The sequence below is a fragment of the Rhizobacter sp. P1_G5 genome, assembly GCF_056405435.1.
Map to the genome: position 1 here is coordinate 1 of NZ_JBFUCB010000523.1, position 4,352 is coordinate 4,352.

Sequence of the window (4,352 nt, forward strand, 5' to 3'; positions counted from 1 at the left end):
GATGGAGTCGCGCGAGAGTTCGAGCACGTCGCTGACCGAGTCGACGACGGCRCCGACGACGCGGCCGCGCACGTTCAGCACGATGACGACGGTGAAGCTGTTGTAGTCGTTCGAGTCGCARCCGAGCTTCAGGCGCAGGTCGACGATCGGGACGATSACGCCGCGCAGGTTGACCACGCCCTTGATGAAGGCSGGGGMGTTGGCGATGCGGGTGGGCGCYTCGTAGGAGCGGATCTCCTGCACCTTCAGGATGTCGATGCCGTATTCCTCGGCRCCCAGGCGGAAGGTGAGGAACTCGCCGCCGGACTGGGMGGCGGTGGCCGCGCGGGCGGCTTCGTGCCGGGCCACGTGGGAAGCTTCGTGGATCATGTCCATGGTGGGGTCCTGTGCAGAGCTGGAGAACGTTGGGCGGGTACGGTGCCGGTGTGGTGTCTATCGGCCGGCCGGCGGCAGACTGAAGGTCGAGACCACCGATGCGAGACSTTGTGCCTGGTCGCGCAGGCTCTCGGCGGCGGCGGCCGATTCCTCGACCAGCGCAGCATTCTGTTGCGTCATCTGGTCGAGTTGAGTGACTGCCGTGTTGATCTGGCCGATGCCGTCGCTCTGCTCGGACGATGCGGCGGTGATCTCGCCGATGATGTCCGAGACGCGCTGCACCGAGCCGACGATCTCCTGCATCGTCTGGCCGGCATCCGCCACCAGGCGCGAGCCGGCATCCACCCGCTCGACGCTGGCGCCGATCAGGCTCTTGATTTCCTTCGCGGCGTCGGCCGAGCGGCCGGCCAGGCTGCGCACCTCGCTGGCGACGACCGCGAAGCCGCGGCCCTGCTCGCCGGCACGCGCGGCTTCCACCGCGGCGTTCAGCGCCAGGATGTTGGTCTGGAACGCGATGCCGTCGATCACGCCGATGATGTCGGCGATCTTCTTCGAGCTGGCATTGATCTCGTTCATCGTCGAGACGACCTGCGAGACCACCGAGCCGCCGCGTGCCGCGACTTCGGCCGCCGACGACGCGAGCTGGTTGGCCTGGCGGGCCGAATCGGCGCTCTGCTTGACGGTGCCGGTCAGCTGCTCCATCGACGAGGCGGCCTGCTGCAGGTTCGAGGCCGTCTGCTCGGTGCGGGCGCTCAGGTCCTGGTTGCCGGTCGCGATCTCGGTGCTGGCGGTGGAGATGCTGTCGGTGCTCTGGCGCACCTGGCCGACCAGGCGGCCGAGCGATTCCTGCATCGTCTTCAGCGACTGCAGCAGCTCGGCGGCTTCGTCCTCGCCCTGCACGTGGATGTGCTGCGTCAGGTCGCCGGCGCTGATCGCCTGGGCGATCCGCTGGGCCTGCGCGATCGGCTTCGTGACCGAGCGGGTCACGCGCCAGGCCAGCAGCGCGGCCAGCAGCATCGCGCCGGCGCCGCCCAGGCCGAGCGCGAGCATGCCGACGAAGCCGGCGCGGTCCGCCCGCTCCTTGGTGTCCGCCATGCTGTCGCGCTGGCCCTGGATGAGCTTCTCGACGCTGTCGCTGTAGGCCTTGGCCGCAGGGAACARCTTGTCCATCACCTCGGCCGTCACGTCTTCGCCGGCTTCCTTGCGCTTGAGCAGGCCGTTGCGCAGGCCCTGGTAGGCGTCGCGCTGCACGTTCACCGCCTCCAGCAGCCGCTTGTCGGCGTCGGAGGTGGCGATCTCCTGCATGCGCTTCAGGCGCTCGGTCTGCGCCGCCACGACGTCCTTCATCTCGGCGCGCACGCGGGTCTTGATCTGTTCGTCGTTCGCGAAGAACACGACCCAGTTGCGGGCGGTGTTGGACTCGATCGCGCGGCCCCAGCGCTCCGACAGCGACAGCTTCTCGGTGTCGAGCACGCCGAGCTCCTCCGACAGCGTGCGCATCGTCGAGATGCGATCGAGGCCGAAACCGACGGCCGCGGCGCACAGCAGTGCGATCGAACCGAACCCGACCGCGAGACGCGGACCCAGGCGCATGGCAGACAACGAGAACATCGCGAACTTCCCTTCTTGTTGGAGCCGCCTCCCAGGCGGCCTGTCGATCGTTCGGAGTGCAGGCCCGGCCGGCGGGCTCAGGCCTGCTGGAGACGGAAACTACCGACCGCCTGGGCCAGCCGGGCCGCCTGGTCCTTCAGGCTTTCGGCGGCAGCGGTCGATTGCTCGACCAGCGCGGCGTTCTGCTGCGTCATCTGGTCGAGCTGGTTGACGGACTGGTTGACCTGGCCGATGCCATCGCTCTGCTCGGCGGCGGCGGTGCTGATCTCGCCGATGATGTCGCTGACGCGCTGCACCGAGCCGACGATCTCGTTCATCGTCTTGCCGGCGTCGGCCACCAGGCGCGAGCCGGCCTCGACGCGGTCGACGCTGGCGCCGATCAGGCCCTTGATTTCCTTGGCGGCGTCGGCGCTGCGCTGCGCGAGGCTGCGCACTTCGCTGGCGACCACCGCGAAGCCGCGGCCCTGTTCGCCGGCACGCGCCGCTTCGACGGCTGCGTTCAGCGCCAGGATGTTGGTCTGGAACGCGATGCCGTCGATCACGCCGATGATGTCGCTGATCTTCTTCGACGAGGCATTGATCTCGTCCATCGTCGTGACGACCTGCGAGACGACCGAGCCGCCGCGTGCCGCGACCTCGGCGGCCGACGAGGCCAGCTGGTTGGCCTGGCGGGCCGAGTCGGCGCTCTGCTTGACGGTGCCGGTGATCTGCTCCATCGACGAGGCCGCGCGCTGCAGGTTCGATGCGGTCTGTTCGGTGCGGGCGCTCAGGTCCTGGTTGCCGGTCGCGATCTCGCTGCTGGCGGTCGTGATCGAGTCGACCGAGCTGCGCACCGAGCCGATCATCTGCTGGAAGCGCTGGCGCATGCCTTCGACGTTGCGGATCAGCGCGCCGATCTCGTCACGCTGCTCGCTGTGGCAGGGCTGCGTCAGGTCGCCGGCCGCCAGCACCGTGACGGCGCGCGACAGCTCCTGCAGCGGGCGGCCGACCCAGCGGCGCATCATCAGGAACAGCCCGCCGCCGAGCAGCAGCGCGGCGATGCCGAGCAGCGTCGCGAACGGCACGATGGTGGCCCAGTGGGTCTTCATCGCCTCGCCGTCCGACACCTCCGACACCACCCACTGGTTGCCGGCCTTGGCCTTGCGCAGCACCGCCCAGTGGTCGTCGTGTTTCGTCTCGAGCACCGCGCCGCCGTCCTTCGCCCAGCCGCCGGGGGCGGTCTCGAGGCGGGCCAGCAGCGCCTTGGCGTCCGGGTAGGCCTCCAGCACCTTCTTGCCCTTGGCGCTCGGGTGCACGACGAAGACCGCCTCTTCAGGCGACTTCTTCGGGTCGATCACGTAGACGCCGCCGCTGTCGAAGAAGCGGATGTCGCTCGCCAGCTTGTCGATCGCCGCCTGGAAGGCGGAGGTGTCGAAGCCGATGAACAGGATGCCGATGACCTTGCCGCCCGCGTCCTTGATCGGCTCGTAGCGGGTCATGTAGGGCGTGCCGAACAGCACCGCGCGGCCGGTGTAGGTCTGGCCGGCCATCATCAGCGCATGCGCCGGATGGCTGGCGCCGAGCATCGTGCCGACGGCGCGCTCGCCGTTTTCCTTCTTCAGCGAGGTGGTGATGCGCTGGAAGTCGTCGCCTTTGCGGGCGAACACGGTGGCCACGCCGCCGCTGCCCTGCGCGAACTCGTCCACCTGCGTGAAGTTGCCGTTCAGCGGCGTGTCGCCGACCTTCAGCGTGGTGCTCGCCTCGTCCAGCGTGARGGGCTGCTTGAACTCGTTCTTGAAGTTGGCGAAGAACTTCTCGACCAGCACGCGCGAGGTCATGTCGAACGCGTCGATCGAATCGGCGACCGACTGCGTCTTGTCGGCCACCCAGGTGACGATGCGCTCGCGCGAGCGGTCGGCGGCCACCAGGCTCATCGTGGCGCAGATCGCGAACAGGACCACCGACAGGCTCAGCGCCCCGATGATCGAAACCTTGCGCGCGACCGAGCCGCGGCTGTCAAGCGCCGTGTTCATGAAATCCTTGGGGAGAGAAGAGAGGAATGCGGGGAAACGTCAGGGGCTGTCGATCAGGCCCATCTCGGCGCTGGCCATCAGCTCCTCGATGTCCATCAGGATGAGCATGCGGTCGTTGACGCTGGAGATGCCGGTGATGAAGCTGGTGTCGACGGCGGAGGCCATCTCGGGGGCCGGCTTGATGGAGTCGCGCGAGAGTTCGAGCACGTCGCTGACCGAGTCGACGACGGCRCCGACGACGCGGCCGCGCACGTTCAGCACGATGACGACGGTGAAGCTGTTGTAGTCGTTCGAGTCGCARCCGAGCTTCAGGCGCAGGTCGACGATCGGGACGATCACGCCGCGCAGGTTGAC

General features: G+C 68.3%; 4 protein-coding genes. All 4 read right to left on the reverse strand.

Features of this window, described 5'->3' with window-relative positions; genetic code table 11:
• Nucleotides 1-375, reverse strand: a 375-nt coding sequence (locus AC1D12_RS26025; protein ID WP_477843837.1) for a chemotaxis protein CheW, incomplete at its 3' end; no start/stop codon positions are given.
• Between the two features lie 57 nt (nt 376-432).
• Entirely contained in the window at nt 433-1,986 is a 1,554-nt protein-coding gene (locus AC1D12_RS26030) for a methyl-accepting chemotaxis protein (protein WP_477843839.1), read from the reverse strand.
• Between the two features lie 77 nt (nt 1,987-2,063).
• Nucleotides 2,064-3,998, reverse strand: a complete 1,935-nt coding sequence (locus AC1D12_RS26035; RefSeq protein WP_477843841.1) for a methyl-accepting chemotaxis protein — start codon at nt 3,996-3,998, stop codon at nt 2,064-2,066.
• Nucleotides 3,999-4,037: 39 nt separating this feature from the next.
• A partial coding sequence (locus AC1D12_RS26040) for a chemotaxis protein CheW (RefSeq protein WP_477843843.1) occupies nt 4,038-4,352 on the reverse strand: 315 nt, incomplete at its 5' end.